Origin of the sequence: Desulfomicrobium norvegicum (assembly GCF_900114595.1) — a bacterium.
In the GTDB taxonomy this organism is placed as follows: domain Bacteria; phylum Desulfobacterota; class Desulfovibrionia; order Desulfovibrionales; family Desulfomicrobiaceae; genus Desulfomicrobium; species Desulfomicrobium macestii.
Genome location: NZ_FOTO01000001.1, coordinates 315,039 through 336,837 on the forward strand (window position 1 = coordinate 315,039; position 21,799 = coordinate 336,837).

Here is a 21,799-nt window from a genome sequence, read left to right on the forward strand (position 1 = left end):
TGAACGACTATTATTATGGTCATAAGTATTCAAAACAGAGGCAGTCGCGCCCTCAATTCAACGATGCAAGAGGGACTTTGCAAAAGGCTAAACCCGATCGCTGCCACGCTGCCCTTCCAGCATGCGCGCGATCTCGTCCTCGCCCAGGGGTTCGGGATGTTTGACCGTAAGGCTACGGGACCATTCGCGCGCGAAATCCTTCTGCAGATACATGTTCATCCCCAGAGTGACGAGCATGGCGATGAGCGCGCCGATGCTGGCCAGGAGCATGTCCTTGTGCGCGTCCCAGACATCGCCCTGGGTGCCCAGGTAGGCGACCCCGAGCTCCCCTCCGAAAAACTCCGCCGCGCCCCATTCGATCAGTTCGTAAAGCATGGAGGTCGACATGGCGAAATCAAGCGGCAGGAAATAGCCCCAGAACCCGTCCGCCCGGGCGACACGAAAATAGACCTCGCGAATAGGATAGGCCAGCAGCAGGCCGTAGAGGAAATGCACGATGCGGTCGAAATTGTTGCGTTCCCACCCGACCAGTTCGTTGAATGTCGTGCCGAAGGCGGACGAAAACCAGGCATCGTAGGGGACTTCGGAGTACGTGTAATGGGATCCTATCTCGTGGATAGCCAAAAAAATGAAAATCAGCGTGTAGGAAATCCTGGAGAGAGGAAACTTCTTTGCAGTAAGAAGCAAAACAAGCAAAAACATGGCGACAAGGACATTTTCCAGGAGCCAATCCTTCCTGTCGTATGGATCAAAGGCTAAAAAAATAAATTCGACAAAAAACAGCAGAGTCAGACACAGCAAATACGTCCTGTGTGTAGCAATTTGCATCCATCTCATGAAATAACCTCGGTGCGTTCCAATTTCACTATTCGGCCACGGGAAAAGCGCATCATTCGCATGGTGGTTACTTGCGGAGCTTAAAAGAGGCAATACGCATAAACTCGCAGCGGCGGGCTCACCCGAAAAACGCAGCAATGCCGTCAGACGCCTCCGGTCGAAACCTCGGCGATGAGGCGAGCAAGGGAATCCATGTCCACAGGCTTGGAAAGATAGGCAGTCATGCCGCGCTCCATGAAGTGCTCGCGGTCTCCGGGCATGGCGTGTCCGGTCAGGGCAATGACCGGAATTCGAGGGGACACGCGCGCAATGGTGCCGGAACGGATTCGGCCGGTGGCTTCAAGCCCGTCCATGATCGGCATCTGGATATCCATGAGCACGCAGTCGAAGTCATCCAGGGCCAACTTGTCCAGAGCTTCCCGGCCGTTGCCGGCAAGGGTCGGAAAATGGCCGAGCTTCTTGACCATCCGGGTCAGGGCCAGCTGATTGATGGGATCATCCTCCACCACCAGGATGCGCTTGCCCCGAACCGTCGGCACTGAGGCCTCTTCCCGGGCCCCGCACACCGTCGGGCCGGGAATGAGCGGAATCCTCGCGGTCATGGTCGTGCCCTGTCCGGGCTCGCTCTGAACCGTTATCGATCCGCCCATCATGTCCACCAGGCGCCGGACAATGGCCAGTCCCAGCCCGACGCCACCGTGCTGGCGGACCGCCGAGCCGTCGACCTGGGTGAAGGCGTTGAATATGTCATCCTGCCGCTCGCGGGGGATGCCGACGCCGGTGTCCCTGACCGTGAATTCGACGTGCATCTCATTGCCCACGTCAATCCGCCGGGCCGCGACGTGGACGCTGCCTCTGGATGTGAACTTCGTGGCGTTGCCCACCAGATTGAAAAGGATCTGACGCAGTCGGCCCTCGTCGCCCACCACGTGGGACGGAATTGCCTCGTCGACTTCGAACGAAAGTGCAATCCCCTTGGCCTTTGCCGGTATGGCAAAGAGGTCGCGCACGGAGTCACGCAGGTCGATGAAATGAAACTCCTGGGCGACAACGTCCATCTTGCCCGCCTCGATGCGCGAAATCTCGAGGATGTCGGTCAGGAGCTGGGTCAGCCTTCTCGATGAACGGATGGCCGTGAAGACAAACTCCTTCTGCTCCGCATCCAGAAAGGTCTGACTCAAAAGCTGCAACATGCCGACGATGCCGTTCAGGGGGGTGCGGACCTCATGGCTCATGTTGGCCAGAAATTCCGATTTCGCCCGGCTTGAGGCTTCGGCCTCGATACGCGCCGCAGCCAGATCCGTGACATCGGTCAGGACGTTTATGTATCCAGCCAAGTGTCCCTGACTGGAATGAAACGGCGCCCTGGAAGTCAGCATGCGCCGCACGCAGCCGTCACCCGCGAGGCATTCGAACTCTTCAGGCGCCGCCCCCCCGCTTTTGGCGGGCTCCATGACAAAGATGTCCCGAAGCCGGGATTCATGTTCGCCGACAAGCTCGCGCTCGGGCTTTCCCACCAGCGCAGTGAAGGCATCGTTACAACGCAGAATCCGGCCATGCACGTCCTGTACGAACACGGGATTGGGCAGGCTCGCAAGAAGGGACGACAAGAAGGCATGCTGCTCTTCCAGGCGGTCGCGCGTGGCCCGCAGCTCGGTGGTGCGCTCACGAACGGCCAGCTCCAGATCCCGGTACTGGTCCGCCTGGCGCATGATCAGGGCCAGCAGGGAGGACAGGCGATCAAGGCTGTGCACAATGGTCTCGATGCCTTGCGTGTCCATGAGTCCGAGCAGAACCAGCGCTCCGATCATCTCGCTGCCGACGCGCAAGGGGACGATCACGGAGTCCGACAGACCGAGGGATCGAAGCAGCTTGCCCGGCACAGTCGGGTCTTGCGGGTTTACGGTCATGGCCAGCGGCGAGGCGTGACTTGCGTGGATGAGCTGGTCGATGGCCGGGTTCCTGAACAATGTCTCCTGCCGCAAGGGACGCACAGCCAGGAGCAGATGCGGATTGTCATGCCCCTGGCAGGCCACCACGGCCACGGCCTTCACGCCCAGAAGCTCCCGGACCTGCGACGCCACATACTCGGCGCACTGCACCGGATCCGTGACATGCTGCAAGGTTCCCGAGGCCAGATCGGCGAAAAGCTGGTAAAAGGCGCGCGGTTCTCCGGCGTCACTGGGCATCGAGCAGCTCCTGCGCGTTGGCGACATTTTGTTCCAATCGGTCAAGCCCCACCGTCAGGACGGTCATGGGCATCTCAAGTTCCCGGCTGATTTCATCCAAAAGGGCCGCCGGCACGGGCATGACCCCGGTATCCAGATATATGAACTGGTTATGCACTTCGCGCAACATCTCCCCGGCCCCGCGTCCGCCCGCAAAACCCAGCTCACGCTCGAAGACATCCCTCCAGCGAAGCGTCCATTCCGGCAGGAAAAAAAATGCCCCGGCCTTGCGCAGACGGCGATATTCCTCGCGTCCGAGCAGAATTTCGCAGCAGTTGATGCCCTTGGTCTTGGCAAAGCCGGACCCGCGCGACAGTTCGACAATGCGCGGGGTGCAGTCTCCGTAGATGAAAAGCGTCTTGCCGGACGGATGCTGCGCGAGCACGCCGTCGATGCGGTCCTGGAGCAGATCCGGGCGCATGTGCAGCATGGAATCGGCAAAAACGAAGCGCATGCGGGGAAATCGCGGAGCCAATTGCTTCATTTCCGCCTGAAAAATGCCGCAGGTCAGGGCCAGGATGTCTTTCATGCGACAGCTCCCGCGTCCACGACCGCCCTGCGCACTGCCAGCAAGGTGTCCGGACTGGTGTCGAAAGGGATGTCCGCATGCGACGAGGCGAGCACGAACGCCCTGTCCGAAGCGCGTTCGGCCAGAAGCGTGGACACGGATGCATACGCCTTGTCCGGCTGCATGCGCGCCAGGCCAGGGCCATTCATGTTGCCGAGCACAAGTCGCCCAGGGCCAATAATATCGCGGGCCTGGGGCAGGCTGTCGCGCGGATCGAGCAGGAAGCCGGCCACGTTCGGCAGACTGGAGAAACGCTGGAGATGATCGAGGATGCGGTTGCCGCCGTGATGGTAGACGAGCGGTCCCGCAGCCTGGCCGAAAGCCCGGGCCAGGGCGGGAAGGACGGCGTCTTCGAGCAGGGCCGGAGTGACCAGACGCAAATTGGCGAACATGACCGGAATCGCCACGAAGGCGGCGCCGGCCGCGAAAAAGGCTCCGGTCAGGCGCAGAAAATGTTCCTCGGCCAAATCCATCAGCCGCGCGGCACGCTCAGGGTCGAAAAGCAGCGTCTCAAGCCAGGCCTCGATGCCCAGCAGCATGGCCGGAAGGTCGACGGGGGCCGTGGCCACGGCGCAGACAGGTTTCGACGGCCCGAACTCAAGGGCCAGGAGGCGCGTTGACTCGACCAGATAGGACACGCCCGGAGCGCAAAGCAACCCGTCACCCAACGGCTCGGGCGTCTCATGTTCGCGAAAGGGGGGCTTGCGCACGTTGGGCGGAAAATTATCCAGCCAGACCCCTTCCCCTCCATAGGCCAGCGCCTCGAAGGGCAGGGCAAAAGGGGCGAACACGATGTCCGGATCGATGAGGCGCACAACCTTACGCTGCCCTTCCAGATAACGCTTCGGGTCGGAATAGTATTCTTGTGTAGGGCACCCGGAAAGTCTGGCGCCGTAAAGGCTCAAGGCCAACGTGAAGGCCCGGCGGTCGGCGGGTTTCCCGTGCAGCGCGCAAAGCACGCGCTCCATGCCGGTCATTTGTCCTCCGCTAGGCTTTGGGCCCAAAGCCGCTCGAAGAGTTCAGGAGCCTGGATGGCGCTGGGGGCGGTGCCGTCGCCGCCGACCTCCAGCATCAGTTCGGGCCGCAGCTTGAACACCGCGCCACCCACCGCCAGTTGAATCCTGCCGCCAAGTCCACGGGCGTCGATCTCGGTCCGCAGGGCGCGAATGTTCTCGGCCGTGGTCAGCATCATGGCCGAAACCCCGATGACCCTCGCGCCGTTCGCAAGGGCTGCGTCGACAAAATCCCCCGGCACCACGTCGTTGCCCAGATCGACGACCTTCCACCCGGCGGCACGCAGGAAAACGGCGACCATCTTGCGCCCCAGCGAATGATAGTCGTCCTCCACATTGCCGATGACCACCGGACCCTTGACGTCCAAAGGCAGATCTCCACCGGATTCGGCGGCGGCCACCAACAGATCCTCGGCGATCTTCCCGGCCACATAGCCCTGGGCCAGGGACAGGTTCTCCCGGTGCCAGGCTTCTCCCGCCTTCTCCAGTACCGGTTCGAGCAGGGCGCTGACCGCCGACTGGAAACCGTGTACGCCCGCGTGGTCGAGCAACAGCCGCAGAGCCTCCTCACGCTTGGCTTCAAGCATCAGCGAATACAGGATCTCACGGCGCAATTCCAGATTGACGCACCTCTCTTCAGTCATGACCGCTCCCTTGCAAATCCGGACAACACATTCTTTGACATCTCACCACACTCTCACGGTCTTGGCAACGTGTCCTACGCCATCGCCCCGGTTGTCACACACTATTCGGGTCTCCGCGAGCCCACGCGGCATCCTCTTGTTGACTTCGCGGCCCATGGTGGCAAAGTCGGGATTTACTTTTCCGACACATCCCCCTATTTCACCCGGCTTCCGCAAACACCGCGTTTCGCGGATGCCACATCCCGGCGCGTGCTCTCCACGCCCATCACCTCCGGAGGAAAACATGAAGCGTTTTCTGGTCTCCCTTGGTCTTATGACCCTGATGTTCTGTCCGTCCGCGGCCATGGCCAAGGACCTCACCATCGGCCTCATCCTGGTCGGCCCCTACAACGACAAGGGTTACAGCCAGGCCCAGTACGAAGGCGGCAAATACGTCGAGGAAAAACTGCCCGGCACGAAGCTCATCTATCTGGACAAGGTCAATCCCGCCGACCGCCCCGGCCTGACCATCCCGCAGGTGGTCGATGATCTGGTAGAAAAGGGCGCGGACCTGATCATCGCCGGTTCCGACGACATGAAGGACGGCATCCGCGAAGCCGCGAGCCTGCACCCTGACAAGACCTTCGTCCACGTCTCCGGCGACGACGTCATTACCGGCAAGGCCCCGGCCAACCTGGGCAACCTGTTCGGGCGCATGGAGTATGGCAAGATGATGGCCGGCTTCAGCGCCGCCCTGACCTCCAAGACGGGCAAGATCGCCTACCTTGGACCACTGATCAACGAAGAGACCCGCCGTCTGGCCGCCTCCGCCTTTCTGGGCGCCCGCTATGCCTGGACCGAAGTCCTGGGGAAGAAGGCCGAGGATCTCAAGTTCAAGGTCAGCTGGATCGGCTTCTGGTTCAACATCCCCGGTGTGACCACCGATCCCGCCCAGGTCGCGGGCTCCTTCTTCGACGGCGGGTATGATGTCGTCATCTCCGGTATCGACACCCCCGAGGCCGTGACCGTGGCGCGCCAGAAGCGCGACCAGGGCCGCGACGCATGGGCCATCCCTTACGACTACGCCCATGCCTGCGAAGGCCAGGGGCCGACCTGCATCGGCGTGCCCTACTTCAACTGGGGCCCCTCCTTCCTGCGTCAGGCCACGGCCGTGCAGGACGGCACATGGAAGCAGGACTTCCAGTGGGACGCTCCTCATTGGGCCGACATCAACGATCACGACAAGTCCACCATCGGCTTCATGGTCGGCGAGGGCCTGTCCGCCGAGAACAAGGCCCTGCTCGACTCCTTCGTCGCGGACCTTGGCGCACACAAGATCAACCTCTTCAGCGGCCCCTTGAACTATCAGGACGGCACCCCCTTCCTCAAAGACGGCGACGCGGCCACGGACGAACAGATCTGGGCGCTGCAGCAGCTGCTGCAGGGCATGGAAGGCCAGTCCAGCGCAAAATGACATGATCGTTCTGCAAGACATCAGCAAGCACTACGGCCGGGTTCGGGCCAACGACTCCATCAGCCTGACCCTCGAACCCGGCCGCATCTACGCCCTGGTGGGTGAAAACGGGGCCGGCAAGAGCACGCTCATGCGCATCCTTGCCGGCCACACCGTGCCCGACTCCGGCACCATATCCATGCGCGGCGAGGTCCACCCGGGCCTCACCCCGGCCACGGCCGCGCACCTGGGCGTGGGCATGCTCTACCAAGATCCGCTGGATTTTCCCGCTCTGCCGGTCTGGGAAAACTTCCGCCTCAGCGGTCCGCCCCGGACCAGAACGCAGGTCGTGGACCGACTTGGCGAGCTTTCCAACCATCTGGGCGTGTGCTTCCTGCCCGAAGAACCAGTGGCCTCCATGACCGTGGGCGAACGTCAGTTGCTTGAGCTGCTGCGCCTGCTCGACCTCGGAGCCACGACGCTCATTCTCGACGAGCCGACCACCGGCATCACCCCGGAACAAAAGCGCGGCCTCTTCGACCTCCTGGCCCGACTGGCCCGTCAGGAAGGACACACCGTCATCCTGGTCACGCACAAGCTCTCCGAGGCACTGGAAATGGCCGACGCCATCTTCGTCATGCGCCAGGGACGCCTGGAGGCACGGCTCACGCCCCCCTACGACTCCAAGGAGCTGGTCCGACGCATGTTCGGCGATGCCGCCACGCAATCCGTGGACAGCGCCTTGCCCGAAACGGGACAGAGCAGTCGGGTAAAATTGGAAGAGGCGATATTCGCCGGACCCAAATACCACCTGGGCCCCCTGAACCTTTCGGCCGCCCCCGGCGAAATCATCGGTCTGGCCGGCCTCGACGGCAGCGGCCAGGAGCTTTTCCTGCGCGGACTGTGCGGCCTGGACCGCATGCCCTCGGGGCGTCTCGTTCTCAATGAAGTCGGGCACACCCGTACGAATTTCAAGACATTGCGCCACGAAGGCGTGCATTTCGTGCCTGCGGACCGCATGAGCCAGGCCCTCTTCCCGGACCTGTCCATCCGCGACCACATCCTGCTCGCCTTCCCGGAACACGCCACGAGGCTGGAAGAATTTCACCAGTCGCAATGCGTGGAGCGCTTCGACCTGCGCGCCCACCCGGACACCCCGGCCAAGGACCTGTCCGGCGGAAACCAGCAGCGCCTGCTTCTCTCCCTCATTCCCGACGACGCCCCGCTGCTGCTCATGGAGCACCCCACCAGGGGCCTGGATGCCGGATCAGCCCGTCAGGTCTGGGAGCATCTGCGCGGACGCTGCGACTCCGGCGCGACCCTGTTCTTCTTTTCACCCGATCTGGACGAGGTCATCGAACACAGCCACCGCGTGCTGGTCTTTTTCGATCGTACGCTGGTGGCCGACGTGCCGCGCCTGAACGCGAGCGTCGAGATCCTTGGCGCCCTCATGGCCGGAAAAAAACCGGAGAGCGCTCATGTCGCATAGCTCGTGGCTGCACCAACTGCTCTGGATCGCCGTCGCGCTGACCATGGCGCTGGCCCTGACCGTGCTCGTGGCCCTGCCTTCCGGCGCGCCGCCCCTTGAGACCCTGCGCATCCTGTTCATGGGCGGCCTCGGCTCCGCGTCCAAGTTCGGGCAGGTGCTGACGGTCTTTGTCCCGCTGCTGCTCTGCTCCATGGGCCTGCTCATCCCGTTCACGGCCAGATTGTGGAACATCGGCATCGAAGGACAGATCGTGCTGGGGGCCATCTTCTGCACCGGCGTGCTCATGCCTGTCGATCAGGGCGGACCCTGGCACATCGCCCTGGCCCTTGGAGCGGGCATGCTTGGAGGCGCGCTCTGGGCGCTTCTGGCCGGGCTGCTCAAAACCCACGGCAGGGTGCATGAAATTTTCTCCGGTCTCGGGCTCAACTTCGTGGCCATGGGGCTGGCCATCTGGCTCATCTTCGGTCCCTGGAAGCGGCCTGGCATGGCCTCCATGAGCGGAACCGAGACACTGCATCTCTCCCTGTGGCTTGAGCGCATCGGCTCCCTCGCTGTCAGCTGGACGGCGCTTGGCCTCGCCTGCGCGGCGTTCCTGCTGGTGGCGCTCCTGCTCCTGCGCACGCAGTGGGGACTGGGGCTGCGTGCCGTGGGGCAGAATCCCAAGGCCGCCCGCCTCTTCGACCTGAGCCCGCGCCTGCGCATGCTGCAGGCCTTTGCCCTGTGCGGAGCCCTGGGCGGACTGGCCGGGGCGGTGCAGGTGCTGGGCGTCTATCATCGCCTGCTGCCGAGCATCTCCTCCGGCTACGGCTACACGGCCCTTTTGATCGGCATGATGGCGGGTTTTCGGATCTTGCCGGTGCCCTTCATCTGCTTCTTTTTCGCCGTGCTGAACGTGGGTTCGATCCAGCTTCCCCTGCAGCTTGGCCTGGACTCATCCCTAAGCGGCGTCATCCAGGGGCTCATGGTCCTGTCGGTCTTCGTCACCCAGGGCATTCGCACCTACGCAACCCGTCGCCGGGAGGGACGCTGATGCAGGAATTCGCACTCATCATGGCCGGCATTCTCCTGGCCGGAGCACCGCTGGTCCTGGCCACCCTGGGCGAAACCATCACCGAGAAGGCAGGGGTCATCAACCTGTCCCTCGACGGGACCATAATCCTCTCCGCCATGGCCTCCTTCGCCCTGGCCTCGATCACTGGCAACGCCTGGATCGGCGCTCTGGGCGGCATGGCCGTGGGGGCGCTGGTGGCGTCGGTGCTCGGCCTGACCAACATCTATCTTGGGCAATCGCAGCTGGCCGTGGGATTCATCCTGACCCTTTTGACCCGCGACCTGGCCTATTTTCTGGGTCATTCCTACTCCCGGCAGCCCGGTCCGAGCCTTGGCTACTGGGGCATTCCCGGCCTTTCCGACACTCCGCTGCTGGACCTTTTGCTCGGACGGCAGTCGCCGATGGTGAGCATCAGCCTGGCAGCCATCGCGCTGTGTTGGTGGTGGATGTACAAGACCAGTGCCGGAATGCGGCTGCGCGCCGTGGGCGAATCGCCTCGGGCGGCTTTTGGGCGCGGCATCCGGGTGAGGCTCTCAAGGCTCATGGCCTGTCTTGTCGGCGGGGCGTTGGTGGGACTTGCGGGCGCGGCCTACTCCCTGGCCGTGAAGCCGGGCTGGGGACGCCCCCAGGGCTGCGAAGGCGCGGGCTGGATCGCCCTGGCCATCGTCATCTTCGGCGGCTGGCACCCGGTGCGGGCGGCCATCGGCGCCTATTTCTTCGCGGCGCTTCAGGTCTCGGGCATCTACCTGCAGGACATCTTTCCCTCCATCCCGGCCCAGGTCTTCCAGGTGGCGCCCTTCCCCATGATGATCCTGACCCTTCTGGCCGTGAACCTCGGCCGGATCGGCTTTGTTCAGGACATGATGCGCCGCTACCCCTTCCTCGGACGATTCTCGGGCAGTTGGCCCATCACCGCGCCCGCGGCGTTGGGGCAGGATTTCGATCCGAAGAAGGGGCTATAGCCCAGGCGGGCTGGACCTCACTCGTAGTGCGTCCACATGCGAAGCACCTTGACCACCCGTTGCTCCGTGAGAACCTGGTAGACAAGGCGGTGCTGGATGTTGATGCGCCGCGAATACGCGCCTGAGAGATCCCCGACCAGCTTTTCATAGGGCGGCGGGTTCTGGAAAGGGTTGTTTCGAAGGATTTCCAGGAGTTCCTGGGCCTTGGGTTTGAGTCCCGACGAGGCCAGCTTTTTCGCGTCCTTGCCGGCGTGACCGGTGAAGCGCAGTTCCCACGTCACCAGTCGAGTTCCTTGTCGCACTCCTCGACGCCCGTCGCCATGCCCTGGATGATGGACTCGCGCATGCCCGGAACGGACAGAAGATGCAGGGTCTCGGTGATGGCGTTCCAGTCCTCTTCGGACACCAGGACAGCGCTCGCCCTCTTTCCCTTGATCACGACCGGTTTGTGGGTCAGCGCCGCATCATCGATCAGACTGTACAGTCTGGAACGTGCTTCCGTTGCATTGAGTATCGTCATAATTCCCCCTTTTGTCGACAAAGCGTACGTATTAACGTACGCCCTGTCAATCTCCTCAGATCTGAATTGAATCCGTTCCCTGGCACCGGTTGAAATACATGAACAGGGAACCTGTCCCGCCCTACATTCTCGTCTCCCCGTCCGCCAGGGAACGGAGCCGTTCCATATCCAGGATGGTGATCTCCTTGCCCTGGACCTCGATGAGGCCTTCCTGGCTCAGCTTGCCGAGCACGCGCGAGAGGGTCTCCTGGGACGTGCCCAGGATATTGGAGAGCACGCCCTTGGTCACGCTGAGCTTGACCCGGGCCGAGACGGGCTTCAGGGACTGCTGGTGCACGAGGTACGTGGCCAGGCGCTGGGGGATTTCCTTCAGGGACAAATTCTCGATGAGGACCGTGAATTCCCGCAGGCGGCGCGACAGCACGGCCAGCATGTTCATGGCCAGGGACGGGCTCTCGCGGTAGAGTTCGATGAGTTTTTGGCGGGGAAAGAAATAGAGGGCCGATTTGCTCAGGGCCTGGGCATTGGCCGGATAGTTCATTCCGGCAAAGACAGGCACCTCGCCCAGCGGGTCGCCGGGCCCGAGAATGTGCAGAATCTGTTCCCGGCCATCGAAGGACATCTTGAAAACCTTCACCTGGCCGGACAGCACTACGTAAAATCCAACCCCTTCCTTGCCCTCGCCAAAGAGCAGGTCTCCCTTGTCGTAGTGGCGTGGCTCGCTGATGCGCTCCAGCTGCGCGAGTTCCTCCGGGCCAAGCCCCTTGAAGAGCGTGCTCTGCCCCATGGCGGTCATGAAATCCATGCAACGTGTCCTTATCGTTTGAATACGAAGATGCTGGCTGAAAAAACCTCGGGGTCAAAGCCGCTGCCGGAGTAGTCGGACACATGCTCGACCAGATGAAATCCGCGCGCTTCATGCCCGGCCACCATCTGGGCCGAGGACAGTGGATACAGCCGCACCTGATCGTCGAAGACCCGCTGTCCCTCGATGTCGAGGCCGGTATGAAAAGTCAATCCTTCCGGGGTGATGTCTTCGTAGGCGCGATGAAAGACCGCCCCCTCCATGACCTTGGCCGGAAAGTTGAAAGCAGGCAGGCCCAAGACGTAGTCCCAGTTCATGACCTGCACGATCCACACTCCGTCGGGCAGAAGCCGCTCGCCCACGTTTTCCACGCACGACCAGAAGCGGCCCCCTGGCAGGTGTGCGGCGGTATTGCCGATGGAATAGATCATGTTCCAGGGCCCGCCGAGCGTCGGAAACTCCGTCATGTCCAGGACATGAAATTCGGTCTCCGGTCCACGGGCCCGGGCCTGGGAGATCATCGCGGAATCGAGGTCGACGCCCACGGCCCGCACGCCGTCGCGGGTGAAGGCGGCGCAGTAGTCGCCCGTGCCGCAGCCAAGATCCAAGACCGGCCCGCCCCGATCGCCAAGATGGTGAGTCAGGAAGGCGTAGACGCCGGGGCTGAAGGGAAAGATGCGGTCGTACCAGGCGGCAAATTTTGAATACATGGACATGGCGGCCTCCTTGTCGTGAACGTGAATCGGAACATACTGATATGTCCGCACTGCCCTAAGGTCCAGTCCGAAACAAAACGGCATACGTCATCGGAGCGTCGGATCGCGCATGACATACCGAGGTCATGCGCGAAAATCGTCCACAAAGTGGTTGAAAATCAACCATTGCGTGGATGATTTTCAACCATGTAACGGTTGATTTTCAACCACGTAACCGGTATTCAAACCTCCATGTACACACGTCACATCTCAGCCAACATACTGGAAGCATTATCAGACACACCGGTAATCCTCATCCGGGGAGCACGGCAGACCGGCAAGACAACCCTCGTTCGCGACATCATGCCGGATCACATTTCGTCCGAGTATGTCACCTTGGACAATGCCCTTGCCCTCGCGGCGGCCCAGAGCGATCCGTCGGGCTTTATCGCCGGCATCGCAAAGCCGGTTGTCATCGACGAAATCCAGAAAGCTCCTGGCCTCCTGCCTGCCATCAAGGAGCATGTGGACCGGGATCGCAGTCCCGGCCGCTTCATCCTGACCGGCTCCTCCGACATCATGGCCGGTTTGCGCGTCTCCGACTCCCTGGCCGGACGCATGGAGATATTCGACCTGTGGCCTCTGTCCCGGGCCGAAATCTCGGGTTCGACCATCAATCTCGTGGATGCCCTGTTCACCCCGGAGTTGGCCTGGCCCGCACCGACGGATACCGACGTCATGAGCGCCGTGCTCACGGGCGGATACCCCGAAGCCTTGGCCCGAAGCACCGAGAGACGCAGGCAGGCCTGGTTTTCCGCATACGTAACCACCATCGTCGAACGGGACATACGCGACCTTTCGAGCATCCAGGACCTCGCGGCCATGCCTCGTCTGCTCCAGCTCCTGGCCTCGCGCACCGGCCAGCTTCTGTCCTATGCCGACATCTCCCGCGGCCTGACCATCCCCCAGACCACGCTCAAGCGCTACATGGCCCTGCTGGAAGCCACGTTCCTCATCCGCGAATTGCCTGCATGGGCCGTGAACATCGGCAAGCGGGTCACCAAGGCGTCCAAGCTCATATTCACCGACACGGGCCTGGCCGCCCATCTGGCCGGGCTGAACTCCGACCGTTTCACCCTCGATCGCCAGGCTTTCGGACATCTCCTGGAGAACCATGTCGTTTGCGAGATGGCCAAGCACGCGACATGGTCTGAAACCAGGGCGACATTGAGCCATTTCAGGTCCCACACGGGCCAGGAAGTCGACCTCATCCTGGAAGACCCGTCCGGCCGCATTGTCGGAGTGGAAATCAAGGCTTCCGCCACGCCTGCGTCATCCGACTTCAAAGGGTTGCGCCTTCTGGCCCAGTCCTGCCCCGAAAAATTTCTGCGCGGAATAGTCCTGCACCTCGGCCCCGAAACCGTTCCCTTCGGGGAGAACCTTCACGCACTGCCCATAGCGGGCATGTAGCGAACACATCTCTCTTCATAACAACACAGCTCAGAAGGATATCCATGAACCAGAATCAGCAACTCCTCATCAAGAACATCCTCCAGGCCCCCCTGCAGGACAATCCCGATCAGGAGATCACCTATGCCGGAACCCTGCGCTTCACCTATGCGCAGTTCCGGGAGCGCGTGGCGCGCCTGGCCGCCATACTCACTGCCCAAGGCGTGAAACCCGGCGACACCGTGGCCGTCATGGACTACGACAGCCACCGCTACCTGGAATGCTACTTCGCCATTCCCATGATCGGCGCTGTCCTGCACACCATCAACATCCGTCTCTCGCCCGAACAGATGGTCTACACCATCGGCCACGCCGAGGATGACGTCATTCTCGTCAATTCCGACTTCCTGCCCCTGCTGGAGCAAATCCGGGGCCGCCTGGACACCGTGGAAAAGTTCATCCTGCTCTCGGACACGGAGGAGACTCCGGCCACCTCGCTGCCCCTGGCCGGCGAATACGAGGCGCTGCTGGCCGCGTCCGAGCCCCTGGAAGACTTCCCGGACTTCGACGAGAACACCCGGGCCACGACCTTCTACACCACGGGCACCACGGGCCTGCCCAAGGGCGTGTTCTTCAGTCACCGCCAGCTTGTCCTGCACACCCTGGCCGGAGTCGCGGCGCTGGGATCCAACGCCACCCAGGGCCGCTTTCACCGCGAAGACGTGTACATGCCCATAACGCCCATGTTCCATGTCCATGCCTGGGGCATTCCGTACATGGCCACCATGCTCGGGGTGAAGCAGGTCTATCCGGGCAGATACATCCCCGAAGTCCTGGCGCGGCTCATCGCCACGGAGAAGGTCACCTTCAGCCACTGCGTGCCGACCATCCTGCACATGCTCCTCTCGGACCCCAAATGCGCGAAGTTCGACCTGTCGGGCTGGAAAGTGGTCATTGGCGGCGCGGCCATGCCCAAGGCCATCTGCGCGGCGGCCCTGGACCGTGGTGTCGACGTCTTCACCGGCTACGGCATGTCCGAGACCTGCCCCATCCTGAGCCTGGCCCATCTCTCGGACGCGGAACTGCAACTCGATCGCGAAACCCAGATCGCGCTGCGAACACGGACGGGCAAGGCCCTGCCCATGGTCCGGCTGCGTCTGGTGGACGACAACGGGGCAGAAGTGCCAAGTGACGACAAGACCCCCGGCGCCCTGCAGGTTCGCGCGCCCTGGCTCACGGCGTCCTACCTCAAGGACGAGAACAATTCGAAAAAGCTGTGGACCGACGGCTGGCTGAACACGGGCGACGTGGCCTGCCGCAGTGCCGAAGGCAGCCTGCGCATCACGGATCGCACCAAGGACGTGATCAAGGTCGGCGGGGAGTGGATCAGTTCGCTGGAACTCGAAGACATCATCCTTCAACACCCGGACGTGGCCGAGGCTGCTGTCATCGGCAAGCCGGACCTGCGCTGGGGCGAGACTCCGCTGGCCCTGGTCGTGCCGAAGAAAGGCGCGACCCCGCAAGAAAAGGAGATCGCCCAGCATGTAAAGAGCTTCGTGGACAAAGGCGTGCTGCCCAAGGAAGCCATCCTGCTCAAGGCCCGCCTGGTCGAGGCCATCGCCAAGACCAGCGTCGGCAAGATCAGCAAGGTGACCATGCGCGAAATGTATCTGAAGGACGGCGAGGAATAATCGGCGGCCCCGAAACGCGGATAACAAAAGCTTTCCCGCACAGTTGCGGGGAAGCTTTTGTTTGGTAGAGCGACAATAAATACGCATCAAGGAGTCAAACATGAAAAAAGCAAATCGCGCGCTCGTCGTCATCGACCTGCAAAACGACTACTTTCCCGAAGGGAAATTTCCCCTGTGGAACACCGAAACCACGCTGACCAACGTTCAGAATGCCATCAAAAAGGCAATCTCAAACGACATCCCGGTCATCCTCGTTCAGCACGTCGCAAGCGGCAAAGCAGGAGCCGCGCCCTTCTTCAATGCGGGAACGCATGGCGTCGCCTTGCATCCCCGCATTCTTGAAGTCGCGCAAGACGCAAAAATCGTCATCAAAAAATTCGCGGACAGCTTTCTTGAGACCAATCTTGAAAATATACTTGATGAGGAAAAGATCGAGGAAATACTCTTGTGCGGGATGATGACCCAGAACTGCGTTACGCACACTGCACTTTCAAAGTCGGCGGAAAAATACAAGATCTCCATCTTGGCGGACTGCTGCACCACGGTCAGCGAAATGATTCACAACATCGCCTTAAACGGCCTGGCCCCGCGAGTGACGCTGACATCGTCCACAGACGCGCTCTAGGCTGCGACGAAGGGGGGGCCGGTATTCCCCCTTGGACAGGCCTTAGGGACAACTGGCGCATTCCCAAACCGACGCCACAACATCCCGCACGGCCCCCAAAACAGGCTCGACCTTCCTGGCTTCCCGGCACACAAAGGACAATGGCAGGCCCAGCCGTTCTCCTGGCCAGACGGCGAACTGCCCGCGCTCCCGGCCGTCAAGCGCCTCGTCCTCGCGCATGAGGGTCACGCCTTCTCCGGCAAGGACCAGGGCGCGCAGAATGCTCTCGTGATCGGCCTCGATGCGTTTCTGCGGGTGCTGCCCAAACTCGGAGAATTTTCGGTCCAGGATGTCCAGGAAAGGACAATTATGGGCCATCCAGACCCAGGGCATGGCCGCGATCTCCGGCCATCCGGCGCTCTCCAGCCGCGCGGCCCATGCGGCCGGACCCACGACGCGAAAGGGAACCCGGGCCAAGACCGTCGCCAGCAGGCCCTCTTCCGAAATCTCGCCATACGCGAATCCCGCATCCAGCACACCCCGACGCACATCGCGCACGATCTCCCAGGAATTGGAATTGACCAGGGACATGGTGATGCCCGGATAATCCCTACGCATCAGCGCCGAAATCTCGACCAGCCGAATGAAGACCGAGTCCGTGTTGATACCGAGGGTAATCTGGCCGTTCAAATCGCCGCTCATGTTCCTGGCCGCGCCGAGCAGCGACTCGGCATCATCGAGGATGCGCCGGACGCGGCCCAGAAGTTTCTCGCCTTCCCGGGACAGGATCATGCCTTTGGGCGTGCGATGAAAGAGAACAACGCCAAGCTCCCCCTCCAGCGCCTTGATGTGGCTGCTGACCGCCGGCTGACTGACAAAAAGGCGCTCGGCCGCGCGGGTCAGATTATTCTCTTCAGCCACGGCCACAAAAGTCCGCAGATGGTGCAAATCCATGTTTTCTCCATAACGAAATCAGAACGGCATCATCACATAATCACATTGGATTGAAAACAATGTCCGGTGGTACCTCAGCACGCATCAACCAAGGAGGACCTCATGGACATGACTCGACTGGCAGGCATTCTGCGCTATTTCCTGATCCCCGAAGACAGCATCCTGACCCGACCCGAAGCGCAATGCTTCGCGGGCAGCGCGACTTCGGCATGCAAGACATTGATCTGGATCGCCCTGGCCCTGGGGCTCGGATTTCTGCTGGCCCGGCTGCACTGACCGCGAGCGTCCACCGGAAACAAACAATTCCGGTGTGGTCCGCCTGAAGCACAATTTCATGACGCATCAAAAATGCGGATTCCCGTGAAAACAAAAATTTCAGTTCATCAAACCCGCTCTTGGAGGTAGTGTCTCCTCAACACGTTCCATGGAGGAAAACATGAAAGCGCAACTCTTGCAAACATACGGGGATACGCCCGATTTTCGACTGGCGGATACCGACGTTCCTGCAGTCAAACCCGGTCATGTGCTTGTGCGCGTGGCCGCGACCAGCGTGAATCCCATCGATATCAAGATCCGGAAGATGAAACCGGTCTTCGCCCCGGCGCTGCCCGCCATTCTGGGCATGGACGTGGCCGGGACGGTCGAGGCCGTGGGCGAAGGCGTGAGCGGCCTCAAGCCCGGCGATGAGGTCTTCGGCTGCGCGGGAGGCCTTGCGAACATGCCCGGCGCCCTGGCTGAATACATGCTGGCCGACGCAAGGCTGATGGCCCTCAAACCGGCGAACCTGACCATGGCGCAGGCGGCGGCGCTGCCGCTGGTGACCATCACGGCCTGGGACGCGCTCTTCGACCGGGCCCGGATCAAGGCCGGACAGCTCGTGCTGATCCATGCAGGCACGGGCGGAGTGGGACACGTGGCCGTGCAGCTGGCCAAATCCTGCGGAGCGCGCGTGGCCGCGACCGTGTCCTCGGCGACTAAGGGCGAGCTGGCCCGGTCCCTGGGCGCGGACGAGATCATCAACTACCGCGAGGAGAAGCCCGAGGAGTATGTCGCAAGACTTACCGACAGGCGCGGCTTCGACGTCGTCTTCGACACCGTGGGCGGAACCAACCTGGACGCGTCGTTCCTGGCGACCGGGCCGGGCGGGGTGGTCGTCTCCACCAACACCCGCTCCACCCACGACCTGTCCCCCCTGCACGCCAAGGCCCTGACTCTGTCGGTGGTCTTCATGCTCCTGCCACTCATCACCGGCCAGGGCCGCGAACGCCACGGCGAGATTATGGCTCAGGCCGCCACCCTTGCCCACGGCGGCAAACTCAGGCCGCATCTGGACAGGACTTTTTCCCTGGAGGACATCGCAAAGGCCCATGATTTCCTGGACAGCGGACGGGCCGTGGGCAAGGTCGTGATCCAGGTCGCATGATCCGGACCAATGCGTACCGACCCCGGTGCGCCCAGGGCCGCCGCGTGTTGCCCGGCGGAGGATCGTGCTTATTTGAGGGCGGTCGACTTTTTTCGCCATGCAACCAAAGTCACCGGAGCCGGACATGCACCAGACAGCCATCGACCCGATACGCTTCTCTTCCCATCGCGGCCTGAACCGCCTGCAGACCCTGCTGCTCCTGGGCCTCATGACCGGGTACGCCGGCTTTCTCGGCTGGATGCTCTGGGGGTCCGACGGGCTGTGGTTCCTTCTTGTCTGGGGCGCCTTCCTGCTGCTCTTCTCGCCGCAGCTCTCGGCCCGATGGGTGCTCAGGATGTACGGAGCCAGGCCCGTTTCTCCGGCCCAAGCTCCCGAATACCATCAGGCCCTGTCCACCCTGGCCGCCCGGGCCGGACTGCCGGCCACGCCAAGCCTGTGGTGGGTGCCGAGTCCCATGGTCAACGCCTTCGCCGTGGGCCGCCGGGACGCCTCGGCCGTCGCCGTGACCGACGGCCTGCTGCGCACCCTCTCGCCGCGCGAACTCTTGGCTGTCCTGGCCCACGAGACCGCGCACATCGCCCATGGCGACCTGTTCGTCATGAGCCTGGCCGACGTCATTTCGCGCCTCACCTCGGCCATGAGCTTCGTGGGCCTCGTCCTCATCGTTCTGTCCCTGCCCCAGGCCCTGACCGGCGGAGAAGTGCACTGGTGGCCGCTCATTCTGCTGGCGCTGGCCCCGCAAGTGAACCTGCTTGCCCAGCTCGGACTCTCCCGCACCCGCGAATTCGATGCGGACCTGACCGCAGCCCAGCTGACTGACGACCCGCAAGGCATGGCCTCCGCCCTGGTCAAGCTGGAAAAAATCGAAAACGGCTTTCTGCGCCGCATATTCTTTCCCGGACAAGGCCTGCCCGAGCCGTCATGGCTGCGCACCCATCCGACCACGAGGGAACGCGTCCAGCGTCTCCTGGACCTGCAACGCGGCCGCCACGACCCCTGGTCCGACGGCTATGCCTTCGAACCACCCGAATTTCCGCATATCCGAGTCCGCCAACGCCCCCGGGGCGGCTGGTGGGGGTACTGGTACTAGAAAACCCGAAAGGCGCTCACGCTCAGCGCGACATCAGGAAATCGTCATACATGATCCGATAATCCTCGATGATCCCGGGCGTCAGCCAGCGCTCAAAGGCCTGTCTGTACCCCTTCGAACCCCGATGCCCGAGCAGGATCTCATTGACTCGCCCGATCATGGCCGTGCCCCAAGCCGTGCGGGGAGCTGCTATGCGACCCTGCACGGGGACCATGCTCTCTCGCAGCGGGGCTATGGAGATCATATCTTCCCTGCCCTTCATCCGCGCGCCGTACACCGCCTCGAAAGGGTAGGCGAGCACCCCGTCCACCCGCCCGAGAAGAAGCATCTCAAGCAGGCTTTCAAAAAGATTCGAGCCCTTGGTGACCACTACGCGGGACAGATCGGGCGACGAAAGCAGCACGGAATCAAGCTCCGGGCCGTAAGATCTGGCCGCTGCCACACCCAGGCGCTTGCGGGCGATGAAATCGCGCAGGCTGACGTGCCCTCCAAGGCCCAGGGCGTCCTGTTCCCCGGCCCGGACCACAAGGCAGACCGGCGGCACCAGCACGCAGGGAACGGAATATTGCATGACCCGATCGCGCTGCGGATTTGGAATGATTCCCACGGCCAGAACGTTTCGCCCACTCTCCATCCAGTTCAGGGTTCGGCTCAGGTTGGCGGTGATTACGGAGTGCCTGAGATCGGGTAGTTCCCGGCTCATCAGTTCGTGGATCATGTCCGAAATCCCCTGCCCCTTGTACGGGCCGTCGAGGATGCGCAAGGGCGGAAAATCGGCGTGCATCCAGACTACTTCATCGCGAGGTTGCGCTTCAACTTGCAAGGGCATGCACATACACAGGATAAAAACGATAATTTTAAATGAATTCCGAAACATAAAAAAATTGTATGACAAAGGCGGCAAAATCACAAGAGATGGGAGCCTGACACAAAATTCCCCGACATGCACTCTCCATACGCCTTTGGACAATTCAAGGTCACGATCGCCACATTTTTCCTTTATTCACGGCCCGGACAGGTCTATTATTTCTCCCAAAATAATAAGGAGGAGAAATGTCGCACCATTCGCACCGCTCAGGCTATTCCGAACTGACCGACCGGCTGAACCGCTGCCCCCAGGGCGCTCCACCCTCCGAGTCCCTGTACAGGATCCTGAAGATACTCTTCTCCGAGCGTGAAGCCGAACTCATCGCCGTGCTGCCCATCAAGCCCTTCACAGCGGAAAAGGCCGCCGAAATCTGGAAAATGGACCTGGCCCGGACCCGGAACATTCTGGACGACCTGGCCGGACGGGCCATGCTCGTGGATATCGAAGGAGAGGACGGACAGACGACTTATGTCCTGCCGCCGCCCATGGCCGGATTCTTCGAATTTTCCATGATGCGCACGCGCGGCGACATCGACCAGAAGGCCCTGGGCGAACTCTTCTACCAGTACCTGAACGTGGAAGAAGACTTCATCAAGGCCCTCTTCGTCGACGGCGAGACCCAGCTTGGCCGCGTCTTCGTGCAGGAACCCATGCTCTCACGCGAAAACGCCGTGCACGTGCTGGACTACGAGCGGGCCAGCGAAGTCATCCGCACGGCCAGCCACCGGGCCATCAGCACCTGCTACTGCCGCCACAAGATGGAGCACGTGGGCCGCGACTGCGACGCCCCCAAGGACATCTGCATGACTTTCAACACCTCGGCCGCCGCCCTGGCCCGTCACGGCCACGCCCGGCCCGTGGACACTGCCGAGTGCCTGGACCTCTTGGACCAGGCCCAGGAGCACGGGCTGGTTCAGTTCGGGGAGAATGTGCGCGAGCGGGTCAATTTCATCTGCAACTGCTGCGGGTGCTGCTGCGAGGCCATGATCGCGGCCCGCAAGTTCGGCAACCTCCACCCCGTGCACACCACCAACTTCCTGCCGGTAGTGGACGAGGGCGTCTGCAACGGCTGCGGCAAGTGCGCGGCCGCCTGCCCGGTCGAAGCCATGAGCATCGTCTCGGCCAACGACCCGAAGCAGCCGAAACGCAAAAAAGCCCGCGTGGACGAGAACATCTGCCTGGGCTGCGGCGTTTGTGTACGCGCCTGTCCGGAAAAGGCCATGCTGCTCAAATCCAGGGAGAAGCGGGTCATCACCCCGCTCAATTCCGTGCACCGCACCGTGGTCATGGCCCTGGAGCGCGGCAAGCTCCAGCACCTCTTCTTCGACAATCGCGTGCTCTGGAACCACCGCGCCCTGGCCGCCGTGCTGGGCGTCATCCTGAAACTGCCGCCCGTGAAGCAGATCATGGCCACGGATCAGGTCAAATCGCGGTTCATGGAATACCTGGTGCGCAAATTCCCGGTTTAGGAGACCA

General features: G+C 62.0%; 22 protein-coding genes. 11 read left to right on the forward strand and 11 right to left on the reverse strand.

The features are described from left to right. Positions 1 to 87: 87 nt before the first annotated feature. The 5 genes from BMZ24_RS01455 to BMZ24_RS01475 form a co-directional block, all read right to left on the reverse strand. Positions 88 to 837 (reverse strand): DUF2238 domain-containing protein, encoded by a 750-nt coding sequence (locus BMZ24_RS01455; RefSeq protein WP_092188541.1) that lies wholly within the window; start codon positions 835 to 837, stop codon positions 88 to 90. Between the two features lie 143 nt (positions 838 to 980). Then, entirely contained in the window at positions 981 to 3,026 is a 2,046-nt protein-coding gene (locus BMZ24_RS01460; protein ID WP_161949001.1) for an ATP-binding protein, read from the reverse strand. Beyond that, entirely contained in the window at positions 3,016 to 3,594 is a 579-nt protein-coding gene (locus BMZ24_RS01465; RefSeq protein WP_092188545.1) for a DUF1638 domain-containing protein, read from the reverse strand. Before BMZ24_RS01465 ends, BMZ24_RS01460 begins: the two co-directional genes overlap by 11 nt. Next, on the reverse strand, positions 3,591 to 4,610 hold the full coding sequence (locus tag BMZ24_RS01470; RefSeq protein WP_092188547.1) for a uroporphyrinogen decarboxylase family protein: 1,020 nt from the start codon (positions 4,608 to 4,610) through the stop codon (positions 3,591 to 3,593). The genes BMZ24_RS01465 and BMZ24_RS01470 overlap by 4 nt, the downstream gene beginning before the upstream one ends. Next, positions 4,607 to 5,290, reverse strand: coding sequence for a cobalamin B12-binding domain-containing protein (locus tag BMZ24_RS01475; protein WP_092188549.1), 684 nt, complete (start codon positions 5,288 to 5,290; stop codon positions 4,607 to 4,609). The genes BMZ24_RS01470 and BMZ24_RS01475 overlap by 4 nt, the downstream gene beginning before the upstream one ends. 283 nt (positions 5,291 to 5,573) lie before the next feature. Here BMZ24_RS01475 and BMZ24_RS01480 point away from each other — a divergent pair, with 283 nt between their 5' ends. From BMZ24_RS01480 to BMZ24_RS01495, 4 genes are read left to right on the forward strand one after another with little or no spacing between them, the layout of a single operon-like run. Then, entirely contained in the window at positions 5,574 to 6,743 is a 1,170-nt protein-coding gene (locus tag BMZ24_RS01480; RefSeq protein WP_092188551.1) for a BMP family lipoprotein, read from the forward strand. A gap of 1 nt (position 6,744) precedes the next feature. Then, complete coding sequence (locus BMZ24_RS01485; protein ID WP_092188553.1) at positions 6,745 to 8,211, forward strand: ATP-binding cassette domain-containing protein; 1,467 nt, start codon at positions 6,745 to 6,747, stop codon at positions 8,209 to 8,211. Further along, positions 8,201 to 9,241 (forward strand): ABC transporter permease, encoded by a 1,041-nt coding sequence (locus tag BMZ24_RS01490; protein ID WP_092188555.1) that lies wholly within the window; start codon positions 8,201 to 8,203, stop codon positions 9,239 to 9,241. The genes BMZ24_RS01485 and BMZ24_RS01490 overlap by 11 nt, the downstream gene beginning before the upstream one ends. Beyond that, positions 9,241 to 10,224 carry an ABC transporter permease gene (locus BMZ24_RS01495; protein ID WP_092188557.1) on the forward strand — a complete coding sequence of 328 codons (984 nt, stop codon included), beginning with the start codon at positions 9,241 to 9,243 and terminating at the stop codon, positions 10,222 to 10,224. The genes BMZ24_RS01490 and BMZ24_RS01495 overlap by 1 nt, the downstream gene beginning before the upstream one ends. A 17-nt stretch (positions 10,225 to 10,241) precedes the next feature. Here BMZ24_RS01495 and BMZ24_RS01500 read toward each other — a convergent pair whose 3' ends face one another. The 4 genes from BMZ24_RS01500 to BMZ24_RS01515 form a co-directional block, all read right to left on the reverse strand. Beyond that, positions 10,242 to 10,505: a Txe/YoeB family addiction module toxin gene (locus BMZ24_RS01500; RefSeq protein WP_092188559.1), complete on the reverse strand. Its 264-nt coding sequence runs from the start codon at positions 10,503 to 10,505 to the stop codon at positions 10,242 to 10,244. Next, a complete protein-coding gene (locus tag BMZ24_RS01505) occupies positions 10,502 to 10,744 on the reverse strand; it encodes a type II toxin-antitoxin system Phd/YefM family antitoxin (protein ID WP_092188561.1) in 243 nt (80 codons plus the stop codon). Before BMZ24_RS01505 ends, BMZ24_RS01500 begins: the two co-directional genes overlap by 4 nt. A 121-nt stretch (positions 10,745 to 10,865) precedes the next feature. After that, on the reverse strand, positions 10,866 to 11,549 hold the full coding sequence (locus tag BMZ24_RS01510) for a Crp/Fnr family transcriptional regulator (protein WP_092188563.1): 684 nt from the start codon (positions 11,547 to 11,549) through the stop codon (positions 10,866 to 10,868). Between the two features lie 11 nt (positions 11,550 to 11,560). Beyond that, positions 11,561 to 12,265 carry a class I SAM-dependent methyltransferase gene (locus BMZ24_RS01515; RefSeq protein ID WP_161949002.1) on the reverse strand — a complete coding sequence of 235 codons (705 nt, stop codon included), beginning with the start codon at positions 12,263 to 12,265 and terminating at the stop codon, positions 11,561 to 11,563. Between the two features lie 231 nt (positions 12,266 to 12,496). Between BMZ24_RS01515 and BMZ24_RS01520 the strand changes: the two genes are divergently transcribed. The 3 genes from BMZ24_RS01520 to BMZ24_RS01530 all read left to right on the forward strand — a co-directional run bounded on the left by BMZ24_RS01520 (position 12,497) and on the right by BMZ24_RS01530 (position 16,009). Beyond that, positions 12,497 to 13,714: an ATP-binding protein gene (locus BMZ24_RS01520; protein ID WP_092188568.1), complete on the forward strand. Its 1,218-nt coding sequence runs from the start codon at positions 12,497 to 12,499 to the stop codon at positions 13,712 to 13,714. 44 nt (positions 13,715 to 13,758) lie between these two features. Further along, a complete protein-coding gene (locus BMZ24_RS01525; RefSeq protein ID WP_092188570.1) occupies positions 13,759 to 15,384 on the forward strand; it encodes a fatty acid--CoA ligase in 1,626 nt (541 codons plus the stop codon). Positions 15,385 to 15,484: 100 nt separating this feature from the next. Next, positions 15,485 to 16,009: a cysteine hydrolase family protein gene (locus tag BMZ24_RS01530; RefSeq protein WP_092188572.1), complete on the forward strand. Its 525-nt coding sequence runs from the start codon at positions 15,485 to 15,487 to the stop codon at positions 16,007 to 16,009. Positions 16,010 to 16,051: 42 nt separating this feature from the next. Here BMZ24_RS01530 and BMZ24_RS01535 read toward each other — a convergent pair whose 3' ends face one another. Then, entirely contained in the window at positions 16,052 to 16,942 is an 891-nt protein-coding gene (locus BMZ24_RS01535; protein WP_092188574.1) for a LysR family transcriptional regulator, read from the reverse strand. Between the two features lie 102 nt (positions 16,943 to 17,044). Here BMZ24_RS01535 and BMZ24_RS19640 point away from each other — a divergent pair, with 102 nt between their 5' ends. The 3 genes from BMZ24_RS19640 (at position 17,045) to BMZ24_RS01545 (ending at position 19,455) form a co-directional block, all read left to right on the forward strand. Next, positions 17,045 to 17,218: a hypothetical protein gene (locus tag BMZ24_RS19640; RefSeq protein ID WP_153304601.1), complete on the forward strand. Its 174-nt coding sequence runs from the start codon at positions 17,045 to 17,047 to the stop codon at positions 17,216 to 17,218. A gap of 160 nt (positions 17,219 to 17,378) precedes the next feature. Continuing rightward, a complete protein-coding gene (locus BMZ24_RS01540) occupies positions 17,379 to 18,365 on the forward strand; it encodes a zinc-dependent alcohol dehydrogenase family protein (protein WP_092188576.1) in 987 nt (328 codons plus the stop codon). A gap of 124 nt (positions 18,366 to 18,489) precedes the next feature. Then, positions 18,490 to 19,455 (forward strand): zinc metalloprotease HtpX, encoded by a 966-nt coding sequence (locus BMZ24_RS01545; RefSeq protein WP_092188578.1) that lies wholly within the window; start codon positions 18,490 to 18,492, stop codon positions 19,453 to 19,455. Positions 19,456 to 19,477: 22 nt separating this feature from the next. Here the strand turns inward: BMZ24_RS01545 and BMZ24_RS01550 are convergent, their stop codons facing one another. After that, on the reverse strand, positions 19,478 to 20,284 hold the full coding sequence (locus BMZ24_RS01550) for a TIGR02285 family protein (RefSeq protein WP_161949003.1): 807 nt from the start codon (positions 20,282 to 20,284) through the stop codon (positions 19,478 to 19,480). 224 nt (positions 20,285 to 20,508) lie between these two features. Here BMZ24_RS01550 and BMZ24_RS01555 point away from each other — a divergent pair, with 224 nt between their 5' ends. Next, positions 20,509 to 21,792 (forward strand): 4Fe-4S dicluster domain-containing protein, encoded by a 1,284-nt coding sequence (locus BMZ24_RS01555; protein WP_092188582.1) that lies wholly within the window; start codon positions 20,509 to 20,511, stop codon positions 21,790 to 21,792. Positions 21,793 to 21,799 lie beyond the last annotated feature (7 nt).